Origin of the sequence: Pseudomonas stagnisoli, from assembly GCF_048595745.1 — a bacterium.
GTDB lineage: Bacteria > Pseudomonadota > Gammaproteobacteria > Pseudomonadales > Pseudomonadaceae > Aquipseudomonas > Aquipseudomonas alcaligenes_A.
In genome coordinates this window covers 3,229,400-3,252,265 of the sequence record NZ_CP184361.1, presented here as the reverse complement: position 1 = coordinate 3,252,265, position 22,866 = coordinate 3,229,400, and the positions used below count along the sequence as shown (strand labels likewise).

26 protein-coding genes are annotated in these 22,866 nt (G+C 67.3%); 12 read left to right on the top strand and 14 right to left on the bottom strand.

Annotated features, from left to right (window positions below; translation table 11 throughout):
* Positions 1–6: 6 nt before the first annotated feature.
* Complete coding sequence (locus ACOAPY_RS15795; RefSeq protein WP_465153934.1) at positions 7–1,194, bottom strand: acetate kinase; 1,188 nt, start codon at positions 1,192–1,194, stop codon at positions 7–9.
* 2 nt (positions 1,195–1,196) lie between these two features.
* Positions 1,197–1,457, bottom strand: coding sequence for a DUF3565 domain-containing protein (locus tag ACOAPY_RS15790; protein ID WP_465153933.1), 261 nt, complete (start codon positions 1,455–1,457; stop codon positions 1,197–1,199).
* A 32-nt stretch (positions 1,458–1,489) separates the two neighbouring features.
* Between ACOAPY_RS15790 and ACOAPY_RS15785 the strand changes: the two genes are divergently transcribed.
* From ACOAPY_RS15785 to ACOAPY_RS15765, 5 genes are all read left to right on the top strand, one after another.
* On the top strand, positions 1,490–1,975 hold the full coding sequence (locus ACOAPY_RS15785) for an FKBP-type peptidyl-prolyl cis-trans isomerase (RefSeq protein WP_076425329.1): 486 nt from the start codon (positions 1,490–1,492) through the stop codon (positions 1,973–1,975).
* A gap of 117 nt (positions 1,976–2,092) precedes the next feature.
* A complete protein-coding gene (locus ACOAPY_RS15780) occupies positions 2,093–2,575 on the top strand; it encodes a glutathione peroxidase (RefSeq protein ID WP_076579538.1) in 483 nt (160 codons plus the stop codon).
* 90 nt (positions 2,576–2,665) lie between these two features.
* Positions 2,666–3,403, top strand: a complete 738-nt coding sequence (locus ACOAPY_RS15775) for a nitroreductase family protein (protein ID WP_465153932.1) — start codon at positions 2,666–2,668, stop codon at positions 3,401–3,403.
* 78 nt (positions 3,404–3,481) lie between these two features.
* A complete protein-coding gene (locus tag ACOAPY_RS15770; protein ID WP_465153931.1) occupies positions 3,482–4,075 on the top strand; it encodes a TetR/AcrR family transcriptional regulator in 594 nt (197 codons plus the stop codon).
* A gap of 58 nt (positions 4,076–4,133) precedes the next feature.
* Complete coding sequence (locus ACOAPY_RS15765) at positions 4,134–5,243, top strand: NADH:flavin oxidoreductase (protein WP_465153930.1); 1,110 nt, start codon at positions 4,134–4,136, stop codon at positions 5,241–5,243.
* A 69-nt stretch (positions 5,244–5,312) separates the two neighbouring features.
* Here ACOAPY_RS15765 and ACOAPY_RS15760 read toward each other — a convergent pair whose 3' ends face one another.
* The 3 genes from ACOAPY_RS15760 to ACOAPY_RS15750 are packed head-to-tail and all read right to left on the bottom strand — an operon-like array spanning position 5,313 to position 9,242.
* Positions 5,313–6,461, bottom strand: a complete 1,149-nt coding sequence (locus ACOAPY_RS15760; protein WP_465153929.1) for a glycosyltransferase family 4 protein — start codon at positions 6,459–6,461, stop codon at positions 5,313–5,315.
* A gap of 45 nt (positions 6,462–6,506) precedes the next feature.
* Positions 6,507–7,247: a sulfate transporter CysZ gene (gene cysZ, locus ACOAPY_RS15755; protein ID WP_076579528.1), complete on the bottom strand. Its 741-nt coding sequence runs from the start codon at positions 7,245–7,247 to the stop codon at positions 6,507–6,509.
* 36 nt (positions 7,248–7,283) lie between these two features.
* A complete protein-coding gene (locus ACOAPY_RS15750; protein WP_465153928.1) occupies positions 7,284–9,242 on the bottom strand; it encodes a sensor domain-containing diguanylate cyclase in 1,959 nt (652 codons plus the stop codon).
* Positions 9,243–9,462: 220 nt separating this feature from the next.
* Between ACOAPY_RS15750 and trxB the strand changes: the two genes are divergently transcribed.
* On the top strand, positions 9,463–10,410 hold the full coding sequence (trxB, locus tag ACOAPY_RS15745; RefSeq protein WP_465153927.1) for a thioredoxin-disulfide reductase: 948 nt from the start codon (positions 9,463–9,465) through the stop codon (positions 10,408–10,410).
* 46 nt (positions 10,411–10,456) lie between these two features.
* On the opposite strand, the gene ACOAPY_RS15740 is transcribed toward trxB, so the two are convergent.
* From ACOAPY_RS15740 to ACOAPY_RS15710, 7 genes are all read right to left on the bottom strand, one after another.
* The gene (locus ACOAPY_RS15740; RefSeq protein WP_465153926.1) at positions 10,457–10,858 is read right to left on the bottom strand and encodes a hypothetical protein; all 402 of its coding nucleotides are present in this window, start codon (positions 10,856–10,858) and stop codon (positions 10,457–10,459) included.
* A 69-nt stretch (positions 10,859–10,927) separates the two neighbouring features.
* Entirely contained in the window at positions 10,928–11,614 is a 687-nt protein-coding gene (locus ACOAPY_RS15735) for an SDR family oxidoreductase (protein ID WP_465153925.1), read from the bottom strand.
* A gap of 181 nt (positions 11,615–11,795) precedes the next feature.
* On the bottom strand, positions 11,796–12,845 hold the full coding sequence (locus tag ACOAPY_RS15730) for an alkene reductase (RefSeq protein ID WP_076579518.1): 1,050 nt from the start codon (positions 12,843–12,845) through the stop codon (positions 11,796–11,798).
* 18 nt (positions 12,846–12,863) lie between these two features.
* The gene (locus tag ACOAPY_RS15725) at positions 12,864–14,030 is read right to left on the bottom strand and encodes an MFS transporter (protein WP_465153924.1); all 1,167 of its coding nucleotides are present in this window, start codon (positions 14,028–14,030) and stop codon (positions 12,864–12,866) included.
* Positions 14,031–14,086: 56 nt separating this feature from the next.
* Complete coding sequence (locus tag ACOAPY_RS15720; RefSeq protein WP_465153923.1) at positions 14,087–14,392, bottom strand: ArsR/SmtB family transcription factor; 306 nt, start codon at positions 14,390–14,392, stop codon at positions 14,087–14,089.
* A gap of 140 nt (positions 14,393–14,532) precedes the next feature.
* Positions 14,533–14,700, bottom strand: coding sequence for a rubredoxin (locus tag ACOAPY_RS15715; protein ID WP_465153922.1), 168 nt, complete (start codon positions 14,698–14,700; stop codon positions 14,533–14,535).
* Complete coding sequence (locus tag ACOAPY_RS15710) at positions 14,697–15,857, bottom strand: alkane 1-monooxygenase (protein ID WP_465153921.1); 1,161 nt, start codon at positions 15,855–15,857, stop codon at positions 14,697–14,699. The genes ACOAPY_RS15715 and ACOAPY_RS15710 overlap by 4 nt, the downstream gene beginning before the upstream one ends.
* A 123-nt stretch (positions 15,858–15,980) precedes the next feature.
* On the opposite strand from ACOAPY_RS15710, the gene ACOAPY_RS15705 reads away from it, so the two are divergent.
* A complete protein-coding gene (locus ACOAPY_RS15705; protein WP_465153920.1) occupies positions 15,981–17,006 on the top strand; it encodes an AraC family transcriptional regulator in 1,026 nt (341 codons plus the stop codon).
* Positions 17,003–17,578 (top strand): acyl carrier protein phosphodiesterase, encoded by a 576-nt coding sequence (locus ACOAPY_RS15700; RefSeq protein ID WP_465153919.1) that lies wholly within the window; start codon positions 17,003–17,005, stop codon positions 17,576–17,578. Before ACOAPY_RS15705 ends, ACOAPY_RS15700 begins: the two co-directional genes overlap by 4 nt.
* Before the next feature lie 81 nt (positions 17,579–17,659).
* Here the strand turns inward: ACOAPY_RS15700 and ACOAPY_RS15695 are convergent, their stop codons facing one another.
* Together ACOAPY_RS15695 and olsB are read right to left on the bottom strand one after the other, a co-directional pair.
* Entirely contained in the window at positions 17,660–18,430 is a 771-nt protein-coding gene (locus ACOAPY_RS15695; RefSeq protein WP_465153918.1) for a lysophospholipid acyltransferase family protein, read from the bottom strand.
* Between the two features lie 169 nt (positions 18,431–18,599).
* A complete protein-coding gene (olsB, locus tag ACOAPY_RS15690; RefSeq protein WP_076579500.1) occupies positions 18,600–19,343 on the bottom strand; it encodes an L-ornithine N(alpha)-acyltransferase in 744 nt (247 codons plus the stop codon).
* 136 nt (positions 19,344–19,479) lie between these two features.
* Here olsB and ACOAPY_RS15685 point away from each other — a divergent pair, with 136 nt between their 5' ends.
* The 4 genes from ACOAPY_RS15685 (at position 19,480) to ACOAPY_RS15670 (ending at position 22,788) form a co-directional block, all read left to right on the top strand.
* A complete protein-coding gene (locus ACOAPY_RS15685) occupies positions 19,480–20,358 on the top strand; it encodes an acyl-CoA dehydrogenase family protein (RefSeq protein WP_465153917.1) in 879 nt (292 codons plus the stop codon).
* Positions 20,359–20,488: 130 nt separating this feature from the next.
* The gene (locus ACOAPY_RS15680; protein ID WP_021699382.1) at positions 20,489–21,274 is read left to right on the top strand and encodes an oxygen-binding di-iron domain-containing protein; all 786 of its coding nucleotides are present in this window, start codon (positions 20,489–20,491) and stop codon (positions 21,272–21,274) included.
* Between the two features lie 78 nt (positions 21,275–21,352).
* Complete coding sequence (locus ACOAPY_RS15675) at positions 21,353–22,462, top strand: serine hydrolase domain-containing protein (protein ID WP_465153916.1); 1,110 nt, start codon at positions 21,353–21,355, stop codon at positions 22,460–22,462.
* On the top strand, positions 22,459–22,788 hold the full coding sequence (locus tag ACOAPY_RS15670) for an amidase (protein WP_280002904.1): 330 nt from the start codon (positions 22,459–22,461) through the stop codon (positions 22,786–22,788). The genes ACOAPY_RS15675 and ACOAPY_RS15670 overlap by 4 nt, the downstream gene beginning before the upstream one ends.
* Positions 22,789–22,866: the final 78 nt, after the last annotated feature.

Below are 22,866 nucleotides of genomic sequence, written 5' to 3'. Positions count from 1 at the left end.
GAGCGGTCAGGCGGTGAGCAGGGCCAGGGTGTCGAGGGCGATCTGCCGTTCCTCGTTGGTCGGCACCACCAGCACCCGCGGGTGGCCTTCGGCGCCGATGGCGCCGGCGATGCCACGGATGCAGCGGGCATTGGCCTGCGGATCGAGGGCCAGATTGAACAGTTTCAGGTGCTCCACCGTCTTGCTGCGGATCAACGACGAGTTCTCGCCGATGCCGCCGGTGAAGATCAGGCCATCCAGCCGCGGCAGGGCGCAGCTCATCGCGGCCAGGGACTTGGCCAGGCGGTAGCAGAACACCTCGATGGCCAGGGTGGCGCCGGCGTGGCCCTGCTCGCGCGCCTGCTCCAGGCTGCGCATGTCGTTGGACAGGCCGGACAGGCCGAGCAGGCCGCTGTCCTTGTTGAGCATGGCGTCGATCTGCTCCAGGCTCCAGCCCAGGGTGCGGGCCAGGTGGCCGTGCAGGTTGGGGTCGACGTCGCCGCTGCGGGTGCCCATCACCAGGCCTTCCAGCGGGGTCAGGCCCATGCTGGTGTCGCGGCTCTGGCCGTCGACGATGGCGCAGGTCGAGCAGCCGTTGCCCAGGTGGGCCGAGAGCCAGCTGCTGGCGGCGTAGGGCACTCCGGCCATCTCCGCAGCACGCTGGCTGACGTAGCGGTGGCTGGTGCCATGGAAGCCGTAGCGGCGCACGCCGTGCTCGCGGTACAGCTGTTCCGGCACCGCGTAGCGATAGGCATGCTCGGGCAGGCTCTGGTGGAAGGCGGTGTCGAACACCGCGACTTGCGGCAGCTCGGGGAACAGCTTGAGTGCCGCCTCGATGCCCTGCAGGTTGGCCGGGTTGTGCAGCGGTGCCAGCGGCGAGGTGGCGCGGATCGCCAGCAGGCTGACGGTGTCGATGCGGCAGGCTGCAGTGAACTGCTCGCCGCCGTGCACCACGCGGTGGCCGATGCCGTGCAGCTGGCCGCCGGTGGCGTTCTGCACCAGCGGCAGCAGGTGTTGCAGGGCGGTGCGATGGTCGCCTCCCTGCAGCAGCAGGCTGTCCTTCTCACCGTTGTGCTGCCAGTGCAGCACGGCTTCCGGGCTGGACAGGCGCTCGGCCAGGCCGCTGAGGATGAAGTCGGTTCGGTCTTCGCTCACCAGGGCGAACTTGATCGACGAGCTGCCACAGTTGATGACCAGGATGTTGCGTGACGGCATGACTACTCCTTATCCGCTTGCTCTGCCGGTTTGGCGCACCAGCCACAGGTGAACGGCTGGCCCAGATGACGCTGGCGCGCCTGCGGGTCCATGACCCAGGCGCGATTCTGCCATGGGGGCTGATGACGCAGGTGCTGCGTATGGCCGCAGGACAGCTCGGCCACCCAGTGGCCGTCCTCGTCCTGGTGGAAGCCCAGCAGCCGGGTGCCCCGTCTGTCTGCCCCGCGGTCGCTTTCGGCCGTTTGGGCGGTTAGACTTGGCACCTTTCCATTCTCTTGCAAAAGGTTTCCCCTCCATGCAGATCGCCGCCAACAAGGCTGTGTCCATCGACTATACCCTGACCAACGATGCCGGTGAGGTGATCGACAGCTCCGCCGGCGGCGCACCGCTGGTGTACCTGCACGGTGCCGGCAACATCATCGTCGGCCTGGAAAAGGCTCTGGAAGGCAAGCAGGCCGGTGACGAGCTGAGCGTGGCCATCGAGCCGGGCGAAGCCTATGGCGAGTACAGCGCCGAGCTGGTTGCCACCCTCAACCGCAGCATGTTCGAAGGCGTTGACGAGCTGGAAGTGGGCATGCAGTTCCACGCCTCCGGTCCGGATGGCGGCATGCAGATCGTCACCATCCGCGACATCGAAGGCGATGACGTGATCGTCGACGGCAATCACCCGCTGGCCGGTCAGCGCCTGAACTTCCAGGTCAAGGTCGTCAACGTGCGTGACGCCCATGCCGAAGAGATCGCCCACGGCCACATCCATGGCGAAGGCGGTCACCATCACTGATCGCTGAACGGGGTGGCGATACGACTTGTGGTTGTTCCAAGCTCGCCATCCGCTGCTAAGCTGAGTGAACCGAAAAGGCGCCCGCGGGCGCCTTTTTTGTCCCTCAAGGAGTCTGCCATGAGTGCCTTTCACGATCTCAATCTGCGTGCGCTGGACGGCCATGACCTGCCGCTGGCGCCCTACAAGGGCCAGATAGTGCTGGTGGTCAACGTGGCCTCGAAGTGCGGCCTGACCCCACAGTATGCGGGCCTGGAAAAGCTGCATCAGGCCTACCAGGAGCGTGGTTTCACCGTGCTCGGTCTGCCCTGCAACCAGTTCGCCGCCCAGGAGCCGGGCAGCGAGGACGAGATCCGCGAGTTCTGCAGCCTCAACTACGGCGTGACCTTTCCGCTGGGCAGCAAACTCGAGGTCAACGGCCCCAATCGCCATCCACTGTATCGCCTGCTGGCCGGCGAGGGCGCCGAGTTCCCTGGAGACATCACCTGGAACTTCGAGAAATTCCTGGTCGGCCGTGACGGCCGCGTATTGGCGCGTTTCTCGCCACGCACGACGCCGGATGATCCGGCGCTGCTGCAGGCGATCGAAAAAGCCCTCGGCTGATTCGGCCATTTTTCGGCTGATTTCCCTGCGCAGTATTGCCCCCTCGGCGTCCCGATAGCCTAATCGGGGCATCTGCCGAGGAGGCCTCCGATGACCAGCTTCTCCCCCGATGACCTCAGCCTCGGCGCTTCGCCGCAGGCGCTGCGCGCGCTGATCGAGAGCCGCCGCGCGGTGCGCCGTTTCCTTCCCGAGGCGGTGCCCGACGCGGTGATCCGCGATTGCCTGGAGCTGGCGGTATTGGCGCCCAATTCCTGCAACCTGCAGCCCTGGAGCTTCCAGGTGGTGCGCGATCCGGCGCTGCTGTCGCGGTTGCACCCGGTGTGCATGAGCCAGAATGCGGCGAAGGCGCCGCTGATCATCGCCGTGCTGGCGCGGCCGGATACCTGGAAGCAGGCCTGCGCCAACATGGTCGAGTATTGGCCGGAGCCTGAGGTGCCGGGGCGCATCCGGCACTTCTACGCCAAGACTGCTCCCTTCCAATACAACCAGGGCCCGCTGGGTCTGCTCGGTCTGTTCAAGCGCCAGCTGGTGAGGTTGGTGGCGCTGCGCAAGCCGCTGATGCGCACGCCCAACAGCCATGCCGATATGCGCTTATGGGCGGTGAAGTCCACGGCGCTGGCGGCGGAGAACCTGATGCTGGCCTTCCAGAGCCACGGTTACGCGACCTGCCCGATGGAGGGCTTCGACGAGGTACGCCTGCGCAAGGTGCTGGACATCCCGCGCCAGGCCATTCCGATCATGCTGCTGGCGGTGGGCCGCCAGGGCGAGAAGGGCGTGTACAACCCGCGTCTGCGCTTTCCGCTGGAGCAGCACGTCACCTGGCTGTAGCGGCGCCATTTCTGAGGCTCAATCACGCGGATCAATAGTGCTGGGCGGAGCGAGACGACCGGTCATATGCTCGCTGCCATGAACAGCAGCATCCGACTCGACAAGCGTGAACTCATCCTGGCCAAGGGCTCGCAGGTGATGACCCGGCGTGGCTACCACGGCACCGGGGTGATGGAGATCGTCCAGGCTGCCGGCATTCCCAAAGGCAGCTTCTATCACTACTTCGCCAGCAAGGAAGACTTCGCCCTGCAGGCCCTCGACTTCGTCTACCGGCCGCGCCTGATGCGCTATGCCGAGGCGCTGGGCAACAAGGCGCTGAGCCCGCGTGCACGTATCCTGGCTTACTACCGCGAGCTGCTGGCGCATTTCTCGCGTCAGGAGCTGCCCGAGTACCACTGCTTCATCGGCAGCCTGAGCTTCGAGATGAGCGATGTGCTGCCGGCCATCGGCGCCGAGGTCGAGCGTATCCAGCAGGCCTCGGTGGACATCCTGCGCGACTGCCTGGAGCAGGCCCGCGCGGCCGGCGAGCTGGGCGCGGACGAGGACTGCGACAACCTGGCGATCTTCATCGCCAACGCCTGGCAGGGCGTGCTGGTCCGGCTCAAGGTCGGCCGCAGCCTGCAACCGCTGGAAGCCTTCATTCAGCGTCTGGAGCTGCTGCTGCGGCCCTGACGCATTTTTTTGCCCCTCGACGAGACGACCGGTCAGCTGGCCGGCCCAAGGAGAACTCATGACCGCACCTGTTCAAGCCCTGTTCGCGCCCTTCCACCTGGGTAACCTGGAGCTGCCCACCCGCGTGGTGATGGCGCCGATGACCCGTTCCTTCTCGCCGGGCGGCGTGCCCAATGCCCAGGTGGTCGAGTACTACCGTCGCCGTGCCGCCGCCGGCGTCGGCCTGATCGTCACCGAGGGCACCACTGTTGGCCACAAGGCCTCCAACGGCTATCCGCATGTACCGCGCTTCTTTGGCGAGGATGCCCTGGCCGGCTGGAAGCAGGTGGTCGATGCCGTGCACGCCGAGGGCGGCAAGATCGTCCCGCAACTGTGGCATGTGGGTAACGTGCGCAAACTGGGCACCGAGCCGGATGCCAGCGTGCCGGGTTACGGCCCGTCGGAGAAGGTCAAGGACGGCACCGTGGTCGTGCATGGTATGACCAAAGACGACATCCAGGAGGTGATCGCCGCCTTCGCCCAGGCCGCCCGCGACGCCAAGGCCATCGGCATGGACGGCGTGGAGATCCACGGCGCCCACGGCTACCTGATCGACCAGTTCTTCTGGGAAGGCAGCAACAAGCGCACCGACGAGTACGGCGGCGACCTGGCCGGCCGCTCGCGCTTCGCCATCGAGCTGATCCAGGCCGTGCGTGCCGCCGTCGGCCCGGACTTCCCGATCATCTTCCGCTTCTCCCAGTGGAAGCAGCAGGACTACACCGCGCGCCTGGTGCAGACCGCTGAGGAACTGGGTGCCTTCCTCAAGCCGCTGTCCGACGCCGGCGTGGATATCTTCCACTGCTCGACCCGCCGCTTCTGGGAGTCGGAGTTCGAAGGCAGCGACCTCAACCTGGCCGGCTGGACCCGCCAGCTCACCGGCAAGCCGACCATTACCGTCGGCAGCGTCGGCCTGGACGGCGAGTTCCTGCAGTTCATGGTCAACACCGACAAGGTGGCCGAGCCGGCCAGCCTGGAGAACCTGCTGGAGCGTTTGAACAGGCAGGAATTCGACCTGGTGGCCGTGGGCCGTGCCCTGCTGGTCGACCCGGACTGGGCGGTGAAGGTGCGCGATGGCCGCGAGAGCGACATCCTGCCGTTCAGTCGCGAGGCGCTCAAGCAGCTGGTCTGATCCTTCGCAGTACCCCAGGTGCGCCGCGCTGCGGGGCACCCCTCCCAGCCCCGGCACACCGGGGCTTTTTTATGCCTGCACGTCGCGCGCTGCGTGCAGCAGGCTCTCAAAGCGCTCGACGATGGCCGGCCAGCCCTGCTTGCCGGCGTGCTGGCGCGCATTCAGGCGCACCCGGCGCAGGCTCTCCGCGTCTTCCAGCAGCCAGCGGGCGGCCTCGATGAAGGCGGCCTCGTCGCCTGGGGTGGCCAGGGCGCCATTGTGCCCGTGGCGGATGTGCTGGGCGGCGGCGGCCTGGTCGAAGGCGACAACCGCCAGCCCCGAGGCCAGGGCCTCGAGCACCACGTTGCCGAAGGTTTCGGAGAGGCTGGGGAAGAGGAACAGATCGCCGCTGGCGTAGTGCGCAGCCAGCGCCTCGCCGCGCTGCACGCCGCAGAACAGTGCATCGGGCAGCTCGGCCTGCAGCTGGGCGCGCAGCGGACCGTCGCCGACCAGTACCAGGCGCAGGCGCTGCCGTGGCAGGTTGCCCTGCAGCTCGCGAAAGGCGCGGGTCAGCAGCTGCAGGTTCTTCTCCGCGGCCAGACGGCCGACGTGCAGCACGACGATCTCGTCCTCGCCCAGGCCCCATTCGGCGCGCAGTGCGGCCGAGCGCCGGGCGGGATGAAACAGCTGGCCATCGACGCCGCGCGCCAGCAGTTCCAGGCGCTCGAAGCCGCGCCGCTGTAGCTCCAGGCGCTGGCTCGGGCTGGGCACCAGGGTCAGCCGGGAGCGGTTGTGGAACCAGCGCAGGTAGCCGGTGAGCAGGCGCGTGAGCAGGCCGAAACCATAGTGGTCGCTGTACTGCTGGAAGTTGGTGTGGAAGCCGCTGACCACCGGGATGCCCAGGCGCCGCGCCGCGCGCAGGGCGGACAGGCCGAGCGGCCCTTCGGTGGCGATGTACAGCACGTCCGGCCGGTTGCGCTGCCAGCGCCGCAGCAGCTTGTGCAGCGACGAATGGCCCCACTGCAGGCCGGCGTAGCCGGGCAGCGGCCAGCCGCGGGTGAGCAGCAACTGATCGTCGTTGGGCGCGGTGTCATCGGCCTGGCGCGGACGCACCAGCTGCAGCCGGTGGCCACGCTCGCGCAGGCCCTGACACAGGCGGCCGAGGGTGTTGGCCACGCCGTTGACTTCCGGCGGGAAGGTTTCGCTGACGAGGGCGATATGCAGGCTTGTGACATTCATGGCGCCAGTCTGGAGCGGCGCCATGAACAGGCCGTGACGGTGTGGTTACTGCGCGGTGACGTCGCGCTCGCGCACCCAGAACAGGGTGGCGCCGGCCACGGCGGCGGGCATTACCAGGATGTTGACGAAGGGGATCAGCAGCGACAGGTACACGGTGCCGCCGAAGCCCAGGCTCTGCCAGCGCTTCTCGCGCAGCCAGGCGAGCATGTCATCCCAGCTGACCTTGTTGTTGTCGCAGGGGTAGTCGATGTACTGCACGGCCATCATCCAGATGCCGAACAGAATCCACAGCGGAGCGGCGAGCAGGTTCAGCACCGGCACGAAGGTGAGGATCAGCAGCGGGATGGCGCGCGGCAGGAAGTAGGCCAGCTTGCGCAGCTCGCGGCCGATGGTGCGCGGCACCATGGCACCCAGCTCGGCCCAGCTGAAGGGCGGGAAGTCATCGCGACCGCGCAGCACCACTTCCACCTTCTCGGCGAGGAAGCCGTTGAAGGGCGCGGCGATGATGTTGGCCAGCAGGGTGAAGCTGAAGAACATGATCACCAGCACCAGCACGACGAACAGCGGCCAGAGTACGTATTCGAGGAAGCTCAGCCAGCTCGGCAGGCCGGGCATGAAGGTATCGACCCAGCCGCCGAACTGCTGCATGGCCAGCACGATCATGCCAATGAACAGCAGGGTATTCACGGCCAGGGGCAGCAGCACGAACAGGCGCAGGCCCGGGCTTAGCACCAGTTTCAGGCCTTGGGCAAGGTATTGGGGACCGGTCAGGGTTGGGGCGAGCATGCTGATCTCCGCAGCGCTGGTAAAAACGCGCCGACCTTAACCAGTTTGCGGTGATGAGGAAAGCGGCTGCGGCTGGTAGAGACAGGCGCGGTCGCGCTCGCGCTTGGCCTCGTACATCGCGCTGTCGGCGGCCTTGATCAGGTTTTCCGCATCCTGGGCGTGCTGCGGATAGAGTGCAATGCCGATACTCGGCGTAACAAAATCGATACTCAGTGCGCCGATCCGAATCGGCTCATGCAGCGCCTGGCGCAGGCGCTCGGCGAGCTTCTGCGCCACGGCCTCGTCGCCCTCGGTAAGGATCAGGGTGAACTCGTCGCCGCCCAGACGATAGACCCGGTCGGGCTGGCGCAGGGCGCTGCGCAGGCGCTCGGCGATCTGGCGCAGGAGATCGTCGCCGACATCATGGCCGAAGCGGTCGTTGACCTCCTTGAAGCGGTCCAGGTCGAGGAACAGCAAGGCCAGCGGGGTCTGCCTGTCCATGGCCTGGCGCAACTGCTCGGCGAAGGCCTTGCGATTGCCCAGGCCGGTCAACGGGTCGCGGTACGCCATGTCCAGCAGGCGGTTCTGATAGGCCACCTGATCGCTGATATCGCGCAAAATGCCGCGGTAGCCGGTGAAGTTGCCCTGGCCGTCGCGGATCAACGACAGGCGGGCCTCGTAGTAGCCCTGGCTGCCGTCGCGGCGCCGAAAGGGGGCGGCAAAGCTGACGTTTTCGCCGCTCTCCAGCGCATGGCTGAAGAGAAGGCGCGCCCGCTCGATGTCTTCCTGCTCCAGCATGGTTTCATAGGACTGCTCCAGCAGGTCCTCGCTGGGATAGCCGAGCATTCTGCACAGCGCACGGTTGACCGCCTGCACGGTGCCGTCGGGCGTCAGCTCGAAATAGCCATCCTGGATGGCGTCGAGAATCTCGCGATCGCGTGTCTCACTCTGCTCCAGGCGCTCGAACATGCGGTTGATCTCCAGCGCCAGACGCCCCAGCTCGTCATTGCCGCGGTCGCCGATACGCTGTCGCACCGAGCCCGGACCGATGGCGGCGATCTCCCCGTGCATACGCGAAACCCGGCGCAGGATGCCGAACTCCAGCCCCAGGAAAATGAGCAACCAGGCGGCCAGGCCGACGCCGCCGGCCTGGGCCAGGAAGATGGCAATGGCCTGCCGACCCTCCAGATAAAGACTGCGCTCGCGGGTCAGTTCGAGCATCACCTCCGGTTCGCCCAGGCTATTGCTGAACAGTAGGGCGATCTGTTGGTGCCGGGCGTCGAGCACTCGCCGTGGGCTGATTTCGATCTCGTTGATACTGCTCGGGTCTGCGCTGGGCAGGTCGCGCCAGCGGGCCCGCCTGTCGCTCGGCGGCAGCAGCCGCAGTGCGCCGTCGAGTTGGGTCTGCAGGTGCTCCGCGCGCTCGCCGTCGATGAAGTGCCCCGCCAGCAGGGTGCCGGCGCTGGGCAGGCTGCTCTGGTTATTGCTGATCTCGCTCATCACCATGATCAAGGGTACGCCCTGCACTTCGACCAGCTGGCCGCGTGGCCCTGCGCTGGTGGTGTGACGCAAGCGTTCGGCCAGCGCCAGGATGTTTTGGCGCAGCGAAGCGTGGCTGCGGGGCCGGTCGCTGCCCAGTACCAGCAGGTCCGGCAGGTCGGGCGGCAGCCATTGCTCGGCGCGCACCTTGCCGTCGAGGTCGAGAAACACCATGAAGTCGAAGTTCACCCTGCGCAGTGCTTCCGGGTCCATGTTGCGGCGGGTGAAGTCCGGGTGGTTGCCACGCATGAATTCATAGCTGTCGTCCCACTGGGCGTAGCTCAGCAGCAGGTCGAGGTTACGTTTCAGGCTGTTGTCCAGCAGCGCACGCAGGCGTTCTGCCTCGGCCGTGAGCTGGATCGTGTCCTGGCGGTCGAAGCGGCTGAGGATCAGGCTTTGCGACAGCAGGTAGGCGAAGCCCAGGGCGAACAACAGCAGGGGGGCGAACAGCCAGAACAGTCGTTTGCGCAGGGTCATGCCATTGACACCCGGAGGCAGGTATTCAGCCGAGTATAGCCAAGGCCGGCGCTGTGCCCGGGCGTATAGGCCTGGGCTATCGGTCGTATTGAGAATGGACATTTTCACCGCGCCAGGCTGCTGGGTAGCCTTGCCGGCAATCACCCTTTGCGGGGTCTGCCGTACCTTCAAGCCTTCCCCAAGTGCTTTCGGCCGGCCCCTTTTTCTTCAGGAGCCGGTCATGTCCGCCAACCGCCATGCTCGCGTCATCATTCTGGGTTCCGGCCCGGCCGGCTACAGTGCCGCCGTGTATGCCGCCCGTGCCAATCTCAAGCCGCTGCTGATCACCGGCATCCAGGCCGGCGGCCAGCTGACCACCACCACCGAAGTCGACAACTGGCCTGGCGACCCCCATGGCCTGACCGGCCCGGCGCTGATGCAGCGCATGCAGGAACATGCCGAGCGCTTCGAGACCGAAATCGTTTACGACCACATCAATGCCGTGGATCTGGCCGGCAAGCCCTTCACCCTGGTGGGCGACAGCGGTACCTACACGGCCGATGCGCTGATCATCGCCACCGGCGCCAGTGCTCGTTATCTCGGCCTGCCGTCGGAACAGGCGTTCATGGGCAAGGGGGTTTCCGCCTGCGCCACCTGCGATGGCTTCTTCTACCGCAACCGCGAGGTGGCGGTGGTTGGCGGCGGCAACACCGCGGTGGAGGAGGCGCTGTACCTGGCCAATATCGCCAGCAAGGTGACTTTGGTGCACCGCCGCGAGACGTTCCGCGCCGAGAAGATCCTGCAGGACAAGCTGCGTGCGCGCATTGCCGAAGGCAAGATCGAGCTGCGCCTGAATGCCGAGGTGGACGAGGTCCTGGGCGACTCTGGAGGCGTGACCGGCGTGCGCCTGCGGCACCGCCACGGCAACGCCAGCGAGCTGCAGGTCGACGGTCTGTTCGTCGCCATCGGCCACACCCCCAACACCTCATTGTTCGCGGGCCAGCTGGCGCTTCGGGATGGCTATCTGGTGGTCAACGGCGGCCGCGACGGCAACGCCACCGCCACCAGCATCCCCGGTGTGTTCGCCGCTGGTGACGTGGCCGACTCGGTATACCGCCAGGCCATCACCTCGGCCGGTGCCGGCTGCATGGCAGCGCTGGATGTGGAGCGCTACCTCGACTCGCTGTAGTCGTGCGTCGGCATGAACAAGCCCCGCCATGCGGGGCTTGTTCGTTTCAGATGCCGCCCAGCAGGTCGTAGGAGTCGAGCAAGCGGTAGGCGATCTCCGGCTGGCGCTCCAGGCCGCGGCGAATGGCGGCGGGGATGGCCTGGCGGGTCTTGCGGCACAGGCCCGGATGCTCGGCGATCTGGATGGCGATGCCGCGCATGCTGCGCACTTCGTTGAAGCCCGGCGCCACCTCCACGCGAATGCCGAGTTGCTGCTGCATGCGCTGCTGCAGGTGGCGCAGATCGTCGAGGTCGCGCAGGTTCTCCAGGCGCTCCAGCAGGCGCTTCTCCTCGCTGCGGTTGAGCAGGAGGATGCGCAGGTCCGCATCCTGGGTTTCCAGCAGCTGGTCGCGGCCGCAATCACAGGCACCGGGCGGGCAGGGTGGGCGTAATGGAGGCGGGTTGATCATGGGGTGTGATCATAGCCAGGTCGGGGTGCTGTCCGACAAGAGCCTGCTGACGAACCGGTGCCGCCTTGTCTACCAGGGCAGCGGCAGCTGCTGGTAGTCGAGAAAGTGGCAGCCATCGGCGTCGAGATGCGCCTCAATGGTGGCGAGCAGGCCGGCGACGCTGGTTTCGATCTCCAGCGCGGCCTGGTCGCCTCCCATCTCGGTACGTACCCAGCCGGGATGCAGTGCCAGCAGGCAGGCCCGGGGGCGTTCGCTGGAGTGGTCCCAACTCTGCAGCAGGCTGTTCAGTGCGGCCTTGCTGGCGCCGTATAGCGGCATCTCGGCAGAGCGGGCCAGGGCGACGCTGCCCATCTGCGAGCTCATGCAGGCGATCACACCGCCCGCGCGCAGCCGATGCGCCAGTTGCCTGGCCAGGCGGATCGGCGCAACGGCATTGGTGAGAAACAGGGTGGCGACCTCATCGGCGCTGATCTGCGCCACGTCCTGATGCTCTGGCCCCATGATGCCGGCGTTCAGCAGCAGGATATCCAGTGGCTGCGCCGGCAACGCCGCCTCGATGTGCTGCGCGGCATCCGGGCGGGTGAGGTCGCAGGTGATCAGTACCAGGCGTCCGGGATGTTGCTGTTGCAGTTGGTCGAGGGCCGCGTTGCCCGCGCGGCGCGCGACGGCGTAAACCCTGTCGCCGCGTGCCAGGCAGGCGCGGGTCAGGCCCAGGCCGATGCCGCGCGAGGCGCCGGCTATCAGTACCTTGTGCATGCTGTTCTCCGTGTTGGTCCGGCTCATGGCCAGTCCGGCCGCCGGGGCAGGCCCGGAAGGAGTCGAGTGAGCGGCTCGCCGAGGCCCGGCGCGATACGCCGCCGATGCGGGGCTGGCAGAGGGAGGCGCTTGGCGAAATCGATGGAAAGCCCCGATCGCGGGGCTTTCCATGGCTGCCAGCTTACAGGCGCGGGTAGTCGATGTAGCCGACCGGGCCCTGGGCGTAGAACAGCTCGGGGCGTGCCTCGTTCAGCGGGGCGTCCTGGGCCAGGCGTTCGACCAGGTCGGGGTTGGCGATGTAGGGCACGCCGAAGGCCACGGCGTCGGCCTTGCCCGCGGCCAGCCAGGCGTTGGCCTGCTCTTTGGTGAAGCGCTCGTTGGCGATCACCAGGCCGCCGAACTGCTCCTTGATGAACGGCGTCAGGCTGTCTTCGTCTTCACGCTCGCGGGTGCAGATGAAGGCCACGCCGCGCTTGCCCAGCTCGCGGGCGACATAACCGAAGGTTTCGCGCGGGTCGGCATCGCCCATGTCATGCAGGTCGCAACGCGGCGACAGGTGCACGCCGACGCGGTCGGCGCCCCACACGGAAATCGCCGCATCGGTGACTTCCAGCAGCAGGCGCGCGCGGTTTTCCAGCGAGCCGCCGTACTGGTCGCTGCGCTGGTTGGTGCTGCTCTGCAGGAACTGGTCGAGCAGGTAGCCGTTGGCGGCATGGATCTCTACGCCGTCGAAGCCGGCGGCCTTGGCATTCTCGGCGCCGTGGCGGTAGGCCTCGACGATCTCGGCGATTTCCTCGGTTTCCAGGGCACGCGGGGTCTCGAAGCCCTTCATCGGGCGCACCAGGCTGACATGCCCGGCCGGCTGGATGGCGCTCGGTGCTACCGGCAGCTCGCCATCGAGGTACAGCGGGTCGGAGATGCGGCCGACGTGCCACAGTTGGAGGAAAATGCGCCCGCCGTTGGCGTGCACGGCGCGGGTGATGTTGAGCCAGCCGCGCACCTGGTCTTCGGACCAGATGCCGGGGGTGTCCGGGTAGCCGACGCCCATCGGCGTCACCGAGGTGGCCTCGCTTAGGATCAGGCCGGCCGAGGCGCGCTGCACGTAGTACTCGGCCATCAGCGCGTTGGGCACGCGGCCTGCGTCGGCGCGGCAGCGGGTCAGCGGGGCCATGATGATGCGGTTGGGCAGTTCCAGGCTGCCGAGCTTGAGCGGATCGAACAGGGTAGTCATGGTGCGGTCTCCAGTGGGTCAGTCCAGCAGGGGTTCGGCGGCTGCGATGCTGCCGAGAGAAGTCGTGAGCAGGGCGGCGAGCAGTGCCAGGGCGGCCAGCGCGGCAGCGGCCAGGGGCGCACTGGTAAGGCCCAGGCCCAGGCTGATCACCAGGCCGCCGACCCAGGCGCCAAGGGCATTGCCCAGGTTGAAGGCGCCGATGTTGAGGGTGGCCACCAGGTTGGGGGCGGCCTGGCCGAAGTTCATCACGTTGACCTGCAGGGCCGGCACCGCAGCGAAGGCGGCCATGGCCCAGAGCAGCAGGTTGATCTCCAAAGGAATCAGCAGTGGGCTGCTCCAGCGCACCAGCGAGGAGAGGATCGCCAGGGTCAGCAGGATGCCGGCCAGTGCGGTGGCCAGGTTCCAGTCGGCCAGGCGCCCACCGATCAGGTTGCCCAGGGTCAGGCCGACGCCGATCAGCAGCAGGGTCCAGGTGATGCCGCGCGGCGACACACCAGTGACCTCGCCGAGCAGCGGGGCGATGTAAGTGAACAGGGCGAACACGGCGGCAGAGAACAGTACGGTGGTGGTCAGCGCCAGCCACAGTCCGGCGCCGCGCATGGCGGCCAGCTCGCCGCGCAGGTCGGCCGGCTCCTGCTGCTGATTGTTCGGCAGCACGCGCCACAGGCCGATGAAGGCGATCACGCCGATCGCGGTCACCGCCCAGAAGGTCGAGCGCCAGCCGGCGTACTGGCCCAATGCGGTGCCCAGCGGCACGCCGAGCACGTTGGCCAGGGTCAGGCCGGTGAACATCAGGGCCACGGCCGAGGCCTTGCGGTTCTCCGGCACCAGGCTGGCGGCGACTACCGAGCCGATGCCGAAGAAGGCGCCATGGCAGAGCGCGGTGACCACCCGCGCGACCATCAGCAACTCGTAGTCGGCGGCGGTGGCGCACAGCAGGTTGCCGATGACGAAGATGCCCATCAGGCCAAGCAGGGCCAGCTTGCGTGGCCAGTTGGCGGTGACCAGGGCCATGAACGGCGCGCCCAGGGCCACGCCCAGGGCGTAGCCAGTGACCAGCCAGCCGGCGCCGGGGATGGACACGCCGAGGTCAGCGGCCACCTCGGGCAGCAGGCCCATGATGACGAATTCCGTGGTGCCGATGGCAAACGCGGACAAAGCGAGGACGAGAAGCGGTAACGGCATGGGGCCGGCTCCTGAAACGAATCGGTGATGGAAGGGCCCGTCGTGCCGGGCCGGGCTCAGAGTTGTTGGTCGAGGCTGCTCAGGAAGGCCTGGATGACGGCCTCGTTACGCTTGAAGAAGCTCCACTGGCCGACCTTGCGGCTGCTGATCAGACCGGCGCGCTGCAGCGTTGCCAGGTGCGCCGAGACGCTCGACTGGGACAGGCCGCAGCGCTCGAACTTGCCGGCGCACACGCCCAGTTCCAGCGGGTGGTCCTGGTCGGCGAAGTGCTTCTCCGGCTCCTTCAGCCACTGCAGGATTTCGCGGCGCACCGGGTGGGCCAGGGCTTTGATGATTTCGTCGAGGTCGATGGAGTCGGACATGGCGGCGGACTGCGCGTATCGGATTGAGGCGAACTGTATATCGGGCTTTCCCGATACGCAGATCGTTTGTTCCGATAGCGACTATCGACGCTGCTGATGGACAGGCCGCGAGCCTGCGCGTGGCTCGCGGCCTGTACGGGTCATTCGGCCAGCGGCTCGAACTCGTCCTTCACCCGGATCGCGCAGTCCGGGCAGGCGAAGTCTCCCGGCAGGGCGTCCCAGGGCGTGCCGGCCGGGTAGCCCTGGTGCGGCTCGCCGCGGGATTCGTCGTAGCAGTAGCCGCATTCCGGGCAGCGGTAGCGGCTCATGCGGCGTGTTCCTGCAGGCCGTAGCGGCGCATCAGGCGCTCGCGCAGGCCCGGCTGGAAGTTGATGCGCGCCGCATCGCCCTGTACCGCTTCAATCAGCCGCGGGTTCATCAGGCGGAACCACAGCGGCGGCACGTAGGCCAGCAGGAACATGCCGAAGTAGCCGCTGGGCAGGCGCGGCAGATCGGGGAAGTTGCGCAGCGACTGGTAGCGCCGGGTCGGGTGGGCGTGGTGGTCGGAATGGCGTTGCAGGTGAAACAGCGCCCAGTTGGAGAACAGGTGGTTGCTGTTCCACGAATGGTGCGGCTGGCACACCTCGTAGCGGCCATTTTCCAGCTTGCGCCGCAGCAGGCCGTAGTGCTCCAGGTAGTTGGCCGAGGTCAGCTGGAAGGCGCCCCAGAAGGCGCTGAGCAGCAGGAACGGCAGGATCTGCCAGCCCAGCGCGGCCACCAGCGCGCCGTACAGCGCCAGGCTGATCAGCGCCGGCTGCAGCACTTCGTTGTCCAGGCTCCAGGGGCTCTTGCCGCAGCGCGCCAGGCGTTCCTGCTCCAGCTGCCAGGCGCGGCGGAAGCCGCCCGGCATTTCGCGCAGGACGAAACGGTAGATCGACTCGCCCATGCGCGATGAGGCCGGATCGACGGGCGTGGCCACATCACGGTGGTGACCGCGGTTGTGCTCGATGTAGAAGTGCCCGTAGCAGGCCGGCACCAGTGCCAGCTTGGCCAGCCAGCGTTCCAGGGTGCTTTTCTTGTGGCCCATCTCGTGGCCCAGGTTGATGGCGAAACCCAGGCCGCCGCCGGTGTTGATGATCATCGCCAGCAGGCCGGTTGCGCTCAGCGGCTGGCTGGCGACGAACACGCAGATGGCGATGAACGAGGCCCACAGCACCGGCACCAGCAGGTAGGTGATCCAGCGGTAGTAGGGATCGGCCTCCAGCGCCGGGACTTCGGACTCCGGCGGGTTGCTCGGGTCCTCACCGATCAGCGCATCCAGCAGCGGGATGCCGAAATAAAAAAACAGCGGCGACAGCCACAGCCAGAGTTCGCTGGGCGACACCAGCAGGTACAGCGCCGGGCCGATCAGCCCGAAGGTGGGTACGAACAGTGACAGCAGCCACAGCGGGCGCTTGCGGTCACGGTAGGGCAGGGCGATTTCCATGTTGTTCTCTCCGAGGTTCTACGACCTGTGGCCAGCATGGACCGCATTGGTCTTGCGCAGAACCGTTGAGATGGGCAGAAAATCGTCTTATGGTGACAGTTGAGCCCCGCGCCGGAAGCCGCCATGGAACCCAGCCTCGTCCCGCTGCAACCCTGCCTGCACCCGATCTACGCCCGCCTGCTGTGCGCGGCGCTACGCCAGCGCGGCTTCGCCGAGAACGACATCCTCAGCGGCACCGGGCTTGACTGGCAGCACCTGCACCGCGACAACCGCCCGCTCAACTTCGCCCAGGTGCAGCGCCTGGTGCGCCGCGCCATCGTGCTTACCGACTGTCCCTGGCTGGGCCTGGAGGTCGGCTGCGCCACGCCGGTGTCGGCCCATGGCCCGGTGGGCTACGCCGCGGCGTTGTGTCCGGACCTGCGCGGCGTGCTGCAGGTGCTGGAGCGTTTCAGCGTGCTGCGCCTGACCAGCCTGCGTCTGTCCGGTCGCGAGGAGGGTGAGCGTTATCGGGTGACCGGCGAGGAACTGTTCGACCTGGGCGATGCCCGCGAGCACATCCTGGCCACTGCCGCAGGTGTCTGCCTGCGCCTGCTGGAGGCCGTGTGCGGGATGCTGCCGGCGGGCCGCCTGCAGTTCGCCTTCCCCTTCGCCGAGCCGCCCTGGGCTGCTCGTTACTTCGAGCTGCTCGGCCCTGACGTGAGCTTTTCCGCCGAGCACTATGCCGTCAGCCTGCCGCTGGAGTGGCTCGATCGGCCGAGCCTGAGCGCCGATGCCCAGGCCGCGCGCATCGCCCTGCGCGACTGCGAGCACCAGTTGCTCGGTACTCGTCATGGCGGTGACTGGACCAGCAAGGTGCAGCTGCGCCTGCTGGCCTGCAGCGGCAGCTACCCGACCCTGGAGCAGCTGGCCGAGGAGTTCCACCTGTCCGAGCGCACCCTGATCCGCCGTCTGCGCGAGGAGGGCGCCCACTACCAGCTGCTGCTCGACGAGGTGCGCCAGGAGCTGGCCTGCTGGCTGCTGCAGAACACCGAGCTGAGCGTCGAAGCGGTGGCCGAGCGCCTCGGCTATCGCGATACCAGCAATTTCAGCCGTACCTTCCGCCGCTGGCTGGGCATGACCCCCAATGCCTGGCGCAAGGCCGCGGCGTGAACTACCTGGCGCACCTGCATCTGGGCGGCGACAGCCCGGCGCAGCTGCTTGGCAGCCTGTACGGCGATTTCGTCAAGGGACCGCTGGCGGGGCGCTTCCCGGCCGACCTCGAGGCGGCCATCCGCCTGCACCGGCAGATCGACGCCTTCACCGACCGCCACCCGCTGGTCGAGCAGGCGCGGGCGCGCTTTCCCGCCGAGCGGCGGCGTACCTCGGGCATCCTGCTGGACCTGTTCTTCGATCATTGCCTGGCACGCGACTGGACGGACTACCACGATGAACCGCTGCCGCAGTTCACCGGCCGCGTGTACGAAGTGCTGGCGGCCCAGCGCGAACTGCCCGAGCGCTTGGCCAGCATCGCCCCGCGCATGGCGGCGCAGGATTGGCTGGGCAGTTACAGGGATTTCGCCGTGTTGGAGCAGGTGATCGGCGGCATGAGTCGGCGTCTTTCGCGGCCGCAGATGCTGGCAGGTGCGATGAGCGAGCTGGAGCGGCTGTACGAGCCGCTCAGCGACGACTTCCGCGCCTTCTATCCGCAGTTGCAGGTGTTTGCCAGATCCGAGGGTGGATGACGCTTTGTTCATCCACCCTCACGCCGCCCGGTGGATCGGTGAAGCGTGATCCACCCTACGGCGGCAGTACACCGCACGCCATCAGGCCGCCTGCGACTGCTCCTGCGGCTCGCCAAACAGCGCCACCTGCACTGCCCGTTGCGCCTGACGAGCCAGGGCGTTGCGCTCCTGGCCGTGGCTGGCGATCGGGGTAAGCAGCTGGATTTCGACCACTGCGCGCTCGGCGCGGAAAAGGCGTAGCAGATGTGACAGCAGGTCGTCGTCGCCGATGAACGGGGCGATCGGATCGACCTCACCGTTGCGCCGGTAGCGGATCGCCACCGGCTGCAGCGGCACGCCAGCCTCGATGGCGCCGGTCAGCAGGCGACCGTGGAAGGTGCGCACCTGCTGGCCGTCGGTGGTGGTGCCCTCGGGGAAAATCAGCAACTGGCGCCCGGCTTCCAGGTGACGGTGCAGCTGGCGGGCGAGCAGTGTGCTGTCACCCGAGCCTCTGCGGATAAACAGCGTGCCGGCCTTGTGCGCGAGCCAGCCGGCCAGCGGCCAGGTGCGCACTTCGGCCTTGGACAGGAAGGAGATCGGCAGCAGCTGGCCGAGCAGCGGGATGTCGGTCCACGACACATGGTTGCCGACCCACAGGTGCGGGCCCTGTGGCAGCTCGCCGCGTACTTCGACCTCGAACGGCAGGGCGCCGCTCAGGCGGGCGAGGAACCAGCGGGTCAGGCGCTGGCGCAGTGTCATCAGGTCATGCCGGTATGCGCGCTCGACTACGGCGACAAAGCTGGCCAGTGCCAAGCCCAGCAGCAATACCGCCGCCAGCCGGGCCAGGCGCGAGTAGAGACGAAGTCGGTTCATTATTGCTCTCGTGTGAGGGAACAAGAGCCGGAAACCTGTTTCGGGCTCTTGAGCTAGAGCCAGGCAAGGCGAAATGGGGCGAGGGCGCGGAGTTTACGAGCTGTAAATGAGCAGCCCGAGCACCATTTCAACGCAGCATGGCCGACGATCAAGAGATCCGAGACAGGTTTCACACGGCGGCCTTGAAGTGACGGGCGTAACGCGGACACAGCTCGTCGCGCTTTAGCAGGATGAACACGTCGGCCACCTGGAAGTCGCGGTCCCAGCAGGGCTCGCCACAGACCTTGGCACCCAGGCGCATGTAGGCCTTGAGCAGCGGCGGCATCTCGGCGATGACGTTGCCCGGCAGGTCCATGGCCGGCAGCGGGGTGCGCGGTTCGGCGCGCAGGTGTTCGGTGCACAGGTGGCGTTCGCGCAGGCGCTGCATGATCGCCTGGGCCTGGACGCCGCCGTCCTGCATGGGGATGCTGGCGCAGCCCATCAGGTAGCGGTAGCCGCCCTCGTTGAGCACCTCGGCCAGCTCGCTCCACAGCACCGCGATGGTGCCGCCGTTGCGGTAGGCCGGGTCGACGCAGGTGCGGCCGATCTCCAGTACCGGCCCTTCGAGGTGGGCCAGGCCATGCAGGCTGAACTCTTCCTCGCTGTAGAAACGGCCGAGGCTGGCGGCGGCCTGGTGGTCGAGCAGGCGGGTGGTGGCCACCAGCTTGCCAGTGTTCAGATCGCGGACGCCGATGTGGCGGCAGTGCGGGTCGAAATCATCCATGTCCAGGCCCAGCTCGGCGCCCTTGAGCTTGGCATCGAATTCGCTGCTGAATACGGCGTAGCGCAGGGTCTGGGCTTCGCGCAACGCGTCCGGGCCGATCAGGCGCTCGGCGTGCAGGCGGCGTTCGGCAGTTCGGGCGATCTGGGTCATCGATTAGCCTCCGTGAGCCAGCCTGCTATGGGTTGCGGCCGGTCGATGTTGTTGGGCAAGCTCAGGCTAGGAACACCCGGTGTCACCTCCATGAACAATTGGTGATGCTTGCGTGACAGACGACGAGGACTTTGTGATGCCCTGGCAATCTCTGCTGGAAACCCGTGACCGCCTGCCGGCCGGGCCCCTGGATGACTGGTATGCCGCGCTGCTGAAACGGGCGGGCGATAGCAGCCCGTTCGCCCTGGCGGTGCTCGGCGGCTGCCTGGCGGCTACGCCGGGGCTGGCCTTCCTGGCCGGTTACCAGGGCGCCCTGCGTGCCTTGTGGCCGGCGGCACCGCGCAGCCTTGGCGCGCTATGCGTGACCGAGAACCGCAGCTCGCGTCCGGCCGATCTGCACACCCGCCTGGACGGGCTGCACCTGTCCGGCCGCAAGGACTTCGTCACCGCCGCCGAGGCTGCCGACTGGTTGCTGGTGGCGGCGCGCAACGAGGAGCAGGGCGCCCCGCGCCTGGCGGTGGGCGTGGTGCGCAGCGGTGCGCCGGGCGCGCGCATCGAGCCACTGCCGGCGCTGGCGCTGATGCCGGACATCGGCCATGCCCGCCTGCACCTGGACAATGTGCTGTGCGAGCTGTTGCCGGGAGATGGCTGGGACAGCTACGTCAAACCCTTCCGCAGCATCGAGGACCTGCATGTGTTGGCCGCGATCACCGCCTGGCTGTATGGCATCGGGCGCGATGGTGGCTGGCCGGCGGCGCTGCGCCTGCGCCTGCTGGCACTGATCGGTGGCTGCGCCGAAGTGGCGCGACACAGTGCCAGCGAGCCGGTCACCCACCTGCTGCTGGCCGGCCTGTTCGCCCAGTTCGAGGCGCTGCGGCCGGAAGTGGACGCCGCCATCGGCGCCGGACCGGAGTCCTGGTCAGTACTGTGGACGCGTGATTGCAACCTGCTGGCGGTGGCACGGTCGGCTCGCGACAAGCGCCTGGAAAGGGCTGGCGCCACGTTGGGCTTCTAGCGCGCAGTGGCGGCGCGGGGCTGATGCCAGAGCCGTTGCGCAGTCGCCACTCACTCTCGTTTGATCCAGGTCAGTATGTTTGCCGGTGCCTGCGCCTAAGCTCGCCTCGCTCTGTTATCCCGAGGTTTCCATGCGCCGCGAGCCCATCGTGCTGTTCGACAACGGCACCCACCAATGCCTGATGTTCGATGACCTGGTCAGCGGCGAGGGTGTGCAGTCCAACCAGTTCCTGATCACCGACCACGAGCAGTACCTGCTGCTCGATCCGGGTGGCGACCTGACCTACACCCCGCTGTCGCTGGAGCTGTCCAAGCACATCCCGGTGCAGGCGCTGACCTACATCTTCGCCTCGCACCAGGACCCGGACATCATCGCCTCGCTGGACAAGTGGCTGCTGCACACCCGGGCGCGGGTGATCTGCTCCAAGTTGTGGGCGCGCTTCCTGCCGCACCTGACGGCCAACTACCTGGCCCTCAGCCACGGCATCTGTACCTACGACCGCATCATCGCGCTGCCTGATCGCGGCCAGTCGATTCCGCTCGGCAACTGCCAGCTGAAGGCCGTACCGGCGCATTTCCTGCACTCGGTGGGCAACTTCCAGCTGTACGACCCGGTGAGCAAGATCCTCTTCTCCGGCGACATGGGCGCTTCGATGGTCGACGACGCCAGCCCGGTCCAGGACTTCGCCGCCCACGTCCCCAGCATGGCCGGTTTCCATCGACGCTACATGGCCAGCAACAAGGCCTGCCGCTTCTGGGCGCAGATGGTGCGCGAGATGGACGTGGCGATGATCGTGCCGCAGCACGGCCGGCCCTTCGTCGGCCCCCAGATGATCAATGCCTTCCTCGACTGGATCGAGCAGCTGGAGTGTGGACTGGACCTGATGACCCAGCAGGACTATCGCCTGCCGGATTGAACGCAGCGCCCGCGGCGCTGTTGTTCGTCACCCCAGCCATGCTAGCGTCGGCTCCTCTCCGAAACGTGAGCGAGCCCGATGCCCCTTGCCCTGTTGCGTCGCACCCTGGTCGCCGGCTGCCTGCTGGCCGCCGGCCCCCTGGCTGCGCAGAGCTGGCCGATGCCCGAGTGGAACAGCCAGCCCAGCGCCGTCACCCCCGCCTTGCAGGCCCTCGAGGCCTATGCCTTTCCGGCACGCGACGATGCCACCCGCGCCGGTGTGCGCAGCGATGCGCTGCTGGTGATCAAGGATGGCGTGATCGTCTACGAACGTTACGCCGCGCCGACGACCGCGCAGACCCCGCACCTGACCTGGTCGATCAGCAAGAGCCTGTTCGCCAGCGTGCTCGGCGTCGCCTATGGCGAAGGGCGCTTCAAGCTGGACGATGCGGTCGCCAAACACTATCCGCCGTTCGCCGCGCACCCCGACGTGAAGCTCGGCCACCTGCTCAACTGGGCATCGGGCCTGGACTGGCAGGAGGACTACGAATACGCACCGCTGAAGTCCTCGGTGGTGGCCATGCTCTACACCCGTGGCCGTGGCGACATGGCGGCCTTCACCGCCGAGCATGCGCTGGGCGCCATCCCGGGCACGCGCTTTCGCTATTCCAGCGGCGACAGCAACGTGCTCGGCGCCAGCCTGAAGTCGATGGTCGGCGAGCAGGCCTATGCGAACTATCCCTGGAGCGCGCTGTTCGAGCCGCTGGGCATCACTTCGGCCGTGTGGGAGCGCGATGCCAGCGGCACGTTCGTGGCGTCCTCCTATGCCTACCTGAATGCCCGCGACCTCGGGCGTGTCGGTCTGCTGATGCAGCGTGACGGTCGCTGGGGCGAGCGCCAGCTGCTGCCGCCGAGCTGGGTGGCGTTCAACCGCACGCCGTTTGCCAACTACCGGCCCGACCCGCAGAAACCGGGCGAAGCTGTGCCGGGTGGCCAGTGGTGGCTCAACGCAACGCTGGAGGGGGCTGCCAGGCCCTGGCCGGACGTACCGGACGATGCCTTTGCCGCGCTCGGCCACTGGGGGCAGGGGCTTTACGTGTTGCCGACGCAGAAACTGGTGGTGGTGCGCTATGCCGATGACCGCGACGGCAGCTACAGCCACAACGAACTGCTCAAGCGCGTGCTGAATGCCTTCGGAGAACAGCCATGATCCGGCGCCGTCCCTTCCTCTCGGTCTTTCTCCTGCTGCTGGTCGGCGCGGCCCTGCTGGCCTGGAGCAACCGCGTCCATCTGGCTTCCTTCCCCGGCATCGTCGGTGCCTACTCGGCCAAGGAGTACTGCTCCTGTCGCTACGTCAGCGGCAACCCGGCCGAGTACTGTGCCGGCTACGTCCAGCTGTACCTGCCGCTCAGTGCCTTCCATGACGACGTCGAGCGTAAGCGGGTGACCGCCAGTGGCCTGGGTAGCAGCCAGACCGCCGCCTGGCTGGATGCGCGCCAGGGCTGTCAGCTGCAGAGCCAGGCCGATCCGCTCTGATCGGGCCTGCCACACGCTGCAACTGTCCGCTGTTTGGCAAGCCTGCCGTGGGCCGCTATCGTTGCGCTCAAACCGCAA